The following is a 5,093-nucleotide window of genomic DNA, read 5'->3' as shown; positions in this document are numbered from 1 at the left end:
GCGACCTTGCACAGCACCGGCACCCGGCGCGACAGCCGGTCGATGTCGGCCATGGTGAAGTCGACCTCGCCCTCCTGCGCCGCGGCCAGCAGGTGCAGCACGGTGTTGGTCGACCCGCCCATCGAGATGTCGAGGGTCATGGCGTTCTCGAAGGCGGCGAAGCTGGCGATGGCGCGCGGCAGCACCGACGCATCGTCCTGCTCGTAGTAGCGCTTGGCCAGGTCGACGATCAGGTGCCCGGCCTCGACGAACAGGCGCCGGCGGTCGGCATGGGTGGCCAGGGTCGAGCCGTTGCCCGGCAGGGCCAGGCCCAGCGCCTCGGTCAGGCAGTTCATCGAATTGGCGGTGAACATGCCGGAGCAGGAGCCGCAGGTTGGGCAGGCCGACCGTTCGATCACCTTGACGTCCTCGTCGCTGATCCGGCTGTCGGCCGCGGCGACCATGGCGTCGATCAGGTCCAGCGACTTGGTTTCGCCGCCGATCTTGACCTTTCCGGCCTCCATCGGCCCGCCGGACACGAACACGACCGGGATGTTCAGCCGCATCGCCGCCATCAGCATGCCGGGCGTGATCTTGTCGCAGTTCGAGATGCAGACCATGGCATCGGCGCAATGCGCGTTGACCATGTACTCGACGCTGTCGGCGATGATCTCGCGCGACGGCAGGCTGTACAGCATGCCGTCATGGCCCATGGCGATGCCGTCATCGACCGCGATGGTGTTGAATTCCTTGGCGACGCCGCCGGCCGCCTCGATCTCCCGCGCCACCAGCTGGCCGAGGTCCTTGAGGTGGACATGACCGGGCACGAACTGGGTGAAGGAGTTGACGACGGCGATGATCGGCTTGCCGAAATCCGCATCCGTCATACCGGTCGCGCGCCAGAGCCCGCGGGCTCCGGCCATATTGCGGCCGTGGGTGGTCGTGCGGGAACGATAGGCTGGCATGATCGGGTCCGTACTGGCTGGCTCAGGTCATTTTCAGTCGGGCGAGCTGCCTCGGCAATTCGGAAAAGATCCGCGGCAGTCGTCCGAAACGTCTGATAGTGAAAAAACGCCATTCCGGCCCGTCGCGCAAGGGCGCCGGATGCAAGGCACCCGCGCGCCCTGATCCTTGCACCCTCGCAGCCGAGGTGGCGGCGGGTGCCAAATCCGGACAGGAATGGAGCCCAGTGGATGGCATCCGAACCCTTATTTCTCGGGGCCGACCGCGTCCAGCTCGCCGATATGCCGCTCAACGATGCGGTGGGTTTCGGCGGCGAAGGCCTTCAGCTTCGGGTTCGTGCCGGACTTGGCCTCCGCGGCGAACGCCGCCCCGTCCTTGGCGTGGATCGCCTTCATGTCCTTGAGATAGGCGGCGTCGAAGGCCGGGCCGGACAGGGCCTTCAGATCATCCAGCTCTGTCTGGAATTGCGGGTTCAGCGCGGCATCGATCTGGATGCCGGCATCCGCGGCGATGGACTTCAGCTTGTCGCCGACGAGCTCGTGGTCATGCACCTCGGTTGCGCCCTGATCCCTGATGTCCTGGCTGCTCCCCTGATCGACGCCCACCTGGCCGGCCATCACCTCGAACAGGCCGCCCTGGCTGACCATGGCGACGAAGCTGCGATCGGTGGCGGAGACATCGTCCGCCGCATTGGCGACGACCGGGGCGGACGCAGCGGCCAGCGCGGCGGCCAGAACGATTGTCCTGTAACTCATGAATATTCTCCTCATTGAGAAAAGATGATCGATTTCTCTTGTCGCCATGAGGAATAACAAGCGGTTGATGACGCTTTGGTTTCTCGACGTGACCGAATGGTTACTGCCGTAGCCGATCGGCCGGATCTGACGGATCCTTTGTCTATCTGTGTGGAGTTGGCGCCGGATCTCCGGGCGGTGGCGCCGGGTCGTCCGCGGCATAGGCCGGGGTGGCCAGGCGCAGGCAGCTGATGACGGTGGCGGCAGCGGCCAGGCCGGCTGCGGTCAGCAGCGCCATCGTGGTGCCGCGCTCCGGGAAATGGGCGAACAGCAGGGCGACCAGCGCGGCGCCGGTGGCCTGGCCCAGCAGCCGGGCGGTGCCCAGCATGCCGCTGGCGGCACCGCTGCGGCTGCGCGGGGCGGACCCGATCATGATCCGGTTGTTGGGCGACTGGAACAGGCCGAAGCCGGCGCCGCACAACGCCATGCGCCAGGCGATGCCGGCCGCGGACGGGTCCGCCGGCAGCGTCGCCAGCAACAGCAGCCCGATGGCCAGGATGGCCAAGCCGATGCCACCCAGCAGCCCGGCAGGGTGGCGGTCGGCCAGCCGGCCGGCGATGGGGGCGGTCAGCGCCACCGCCAGCGGCCACGGGATCATCAGCAGCCCGACCTGGGCCGGCGCGAAGCCGTAGCCGGTCTGCAGCAGGAAGGGCAGGGCGACGAAGGCCGTCATCTGCGCGGCGAAGGAACTGATCGAGGTGCAGACCGACAGCGCCACCACCGGGATGCGCAGCAGGTCCAGCGGCAGCAGCGGCGCGGTTACCGCCAGCTGGCGGCGCGCCAGCCAGACGGCCGCGGCGATGCCGGCGCCGAGCTGGATCGCAACGACGCTCCAGTCCAGCCCGTGGCTGATGCTGTCGATCACGGTGATCAGCAGGCCGAAGGTGGCGGCCGACAGCAGGGCGCTCAGCAGGTCGAAGCGGCGGCCTGACAGGTCGCTCTCCGGCAGGTTGCGGCTGCCGATGACCAGCGCGGCCAGGCCCAGCGGCACGTTGATCGCGAACAGCCAGGGCCAGGAGGTGACGGCGAGAAGGGCACCGGCGAAGCTTGGGCCGACGGTCGAGGCGCCGGCCGCGACCATGGCGTTGATGCCCAGCACATGGCCCAGCCTGGCCCGGGGGAAGATGTAGCGGATCAGCGCGGTGTTCACGCTCATGATCCCCGCGGCGCCGAAGCCCTGCGCCACGCGCGACAGGGTCAGGGTGACCAGCGAATCGGACAGGGCGCAGGCCAGCGATGCGACGCTGAACAGCAGCAGGCCGCCGATATAGACCCGGCGGTAGCCGTGGATCTCGCCGAGCGACGCCAGCGGCAGCAGCGAGATCACCACCGCCAGCTGGTAGGCGTTGACGATCCAGATCGACATCGACGGGCTGGCCTGGAACTCGCCCGCGATGGTCGGCAGCGCCACATTGGCGACGGAACCGTCGAGCACGGCGAGGGTGACGCCGAGCACCACGGTGGCGAAGGCCCATCTGCGGCGGGGCAGGGGCAGGCCGTCGGGCAGGGACACGGGAATGACCTCGTTCTTCGCGGGGTGGCCTTGGGCCACCATCCACCACAAGATCCTGGAACCAGCCGTTTCAGATAGCTATAGCGTTTTAGCTATATCAGAGTAGCAAAATGACCGATTCGGACCAGGCCGCCCCGGCGACGCACAGCCAGACCACGACGCTGCGGCTGCAACTGATGGCGCTGCTGCGCCGGCTGCGGCGGGAATCCGACAGCGACGACATGCCGTTGTCGCGGCTGATGCTGCTGGGCGCCCTGCTGCGCCTGGGCGGCACGGCCAGCCCGACCGAACTGGGCACCGTCGAAGGCCTGCGCTCGTCCAATGTCGCGGCGCTGCTGCGCGGGCTGGAGAAGGATGGGCTGGTGGTGCGCTCGGCCGATGCCGGCGACCGGCGCCGGCTGCATGTCGTCATCACCCCCGCCGGCACCCAGGCGGTGCTGGAGAACCGCAGCCGCCGCGAGGCGTGGCTGTCCCAGGCCATGGCCGCCTGCCTGACCGCCGAGGAGCGGGCGCTGCTAATCGCCGCTGGTGTGCTGCTGGAGCGGCTGGCGGAGTACCAGGAGAAGGGCGGCTAGGGCCCTCTGCCTCCGGGCACCCGATCGCAGTAGCATTATCCGCAGCGCTTGTTCATTCTTTGTTCCATGAATAACCCGCAATCCGCTTCCGACACTGCCGAGACCCGGCCGACCGATCCCGACCTGAAATGGACGGGATGGGCTCTGGACGCGCTGCGCCAGACGGTCGAGATCGATCTGCGCGCCAAGCGCGTGGTCGAGCGGCAGATGGCGATTCCGGGGGAGGCGGCGCCGAATGCCGCGGCGGTGCAGGCCCGGCTGTCCCGGTCGGTGCGGCTGTCGATCGCGATGACCGAGCGGATCCGGGCCGATTACCTCATGCGCCGGGACGGGCGGAAGCAGTCGGGTGAGCAGGAGCGCCGTCAAAGACGGCGGGCGCAGGCGCCCGACCTGGTCGCGGAAGCGGCGGCCCTGCCCGGCGATGCCGCGGATGCCGAACGGGTGCGGGCGATGGTGCGGGAGGATCTGGTCGAGGACGAGATCCTGGACGTGCAGATCGACGCTCTCTCGCCGCAGGAGTTCGTGCAGGCGGTGTGCCGCAAGATCGGCCTGCCGCCGGACCCGTCCTGGGTGCCGCGCGGCTGGGACGAGGCTGGCGAGGTGAGGGCGGAGACCGCCGAACGCACCTCCGCGGCAGCCTGGCCCCAGGCTCCGGATGAGGCCGCCGCCGGCCGCCCCATGCCGAAGCCATGGCAACCGGACAGCAGTTGAAGGCCAACCTGGCCGACGACACATCGGCACGGCCGGGCCACCCCAGCACCGCCATTGCGAGCGCAGCGAAGCAATCCAGTCGGGCAGCCAGAGGCGGCGCGAGTCTGGATCGCCACGCCCTGCGGGCTCGCGATGACGGAGAGGGCTGGGCGGACCGAACCCAGCCGGCTCTGGCCTACTCCGCCGCCTCGACCAACGGGGCGGGGATGTAGTTCAGGATCGGGCCGAGCCAGCGCTCGACCTCGGCGATCGCCATGCCCTTGCGGCGGGCATAGTCCACGACCTGGTCGCGCTCGACCTTGGCGACGCCGAAGTAATACGAGTCCGGATGCGCCAGGTAGACGCCGGAGACCGAGGAGCCGGGCCACATGGCATAGCTCTCGGTCAGGCGCACGCCGATCCGGCGCTCGGCGTCGAGCAAGCGGAACAGCGTCACCTTCTCGGTGTGATCCGGCTGGGCCGGATAGCCGGGGGCAGGGCGGATGCCGCGATAGGGCTCGCCGATCAGCTCGTCCGGGGCGAAGGGCTCGTCCGGGGCATAGCCCCAGATCTCCTTGC

General features: G+C 68.9%; 6 protein-coding genes. 2 read left to right on the top strand and 4 right to left on the bottom strand.

Annotation, left to right across the window (positions count from 1 at the left end):
• The 3 genes from AC3XYG_RS31665 to AC3XYG_RS31655 form a co-directional block, all read right to left on the bottom strand.
• Window positions 1-944, bottom strand: a 944-nt coding sequence (locus tag AC3XYG_RS31665) for a dihydroxy-acid dehydratase domain-containing protein (protein ID WP_489143868.1), incomplete at its 3' end; no start/stop codon positions are given.
• Between the two features lie 243 nt (window positions 945-1,187).
• The gene (locus tag AC3XYG_RS31660; RefSeq protein WP_489143867.1) at window positions 1,188-1,697 is read right to left on the bottom strand and encodes a DUF4142 domain-containing protein; all 510 of its coding nucleotides are present in this window, start codon (window positions 1,695-1,697) and stop codon (window positions 1,188-1,190) included.
• 142 nt (window positions 1,698-1,839) lie between these two features.
• Complete coding sequence (locus tag AC3XYG_RS31655; RefSeq protein WP_489143866.1) at window positions 1,840-3,291, bottom strand: MFS transporter; 1,452 nt, start codon at window positions 3,289-3,291, stop codon at window positions 1,840-1,842.
• A gap of 68 nt (window positions 3,292-3,359) precedes the next feature.
• On the opposite strand from AC3XYG_RS31655, the gene AC3XYG_RS31650 reads away from it, so the two are divergent.
• Both AC3XYG_RS31650 and AC3XYG_RS31645 read left to right on the top strand, forming a co-directional pair.
• On the top strand, window positions 3,360-3,824 hold the full coding sequence (locus tag AC3XYG_RS31650) for a MarR family winged helix-turn-helix transcriptional regulator (protein ID WP_489143865.1): 465 nt from the start codon (window positions 3,360-3,362) through the stop codon (window positions 3,822-3,824).
• A gap of 66 nt (window positions 3,825-3,890) precedes the next feature.
• The gene (locus tag AC3XYG_RS31645; protein ID WP_489143864.1) at window positions 3,891-4,535 is read left to right on the top strand and encodes a hypothetical protein; all 645 of its coding nucleotides are present in this window, start codon (window positions 3,891-3,893) and stop codon (window positions 4,533-4,535) included.
• Window positions 4,536-4,710: 175 nt separating this feature from the next.
• Here the strand turns inward: AC3XYG_RS31645 and AC3XYG_RS31640 are convergent.
• Window positions 4,711-5,093 (bottom strand): vitamin B12 dependent-methionine synthase activation domain-containing protein (locus AC3XYG_RS31640; RefSeq protein WP_489143863.1); only part of this gene is annotated, 383 nt, incomplete at its 5' end.

It is taken from the genome of Inquilinus sp. (genome assembly GCF_057815775.1).
This window is presented reverse-complemented; position numbering and strand designations above follow the sequence as displayed.

Bases quoted from the DNA above. Each gene is read 5' to 3' on its own strand.
- AC3XYG_RS31650 (WP_489143865.1), top strand. From the start codon at position 3,360: ATGACCGATTCGGACCAGGCCGCCCCGGCGACGCACAGCCAGACCACG.
- AC3XYG_RS31660 (WP_489143867.1), bottom strand. From the start codon at position 1,697: ATGAGTTACAGGACAATCGTTCTGGCCGCCGCGCTGGCCGCTGCGTCC.
- AC3XYG_RS31655 (WP_489143866.1), bottom strand. From the start codon at position 3,291: ATGGTGGCCCAAGGCCACCCCGCGAAGAACGAGGTCATTCCCGTGTCC.
- AC3XYG_RS31645 (WP_489143864.1), top strand. From the start codon at position 3,891: ATGAATAACCCGCAATCCGCTTCCGACACTGCCGAGACCCGGCCGACC.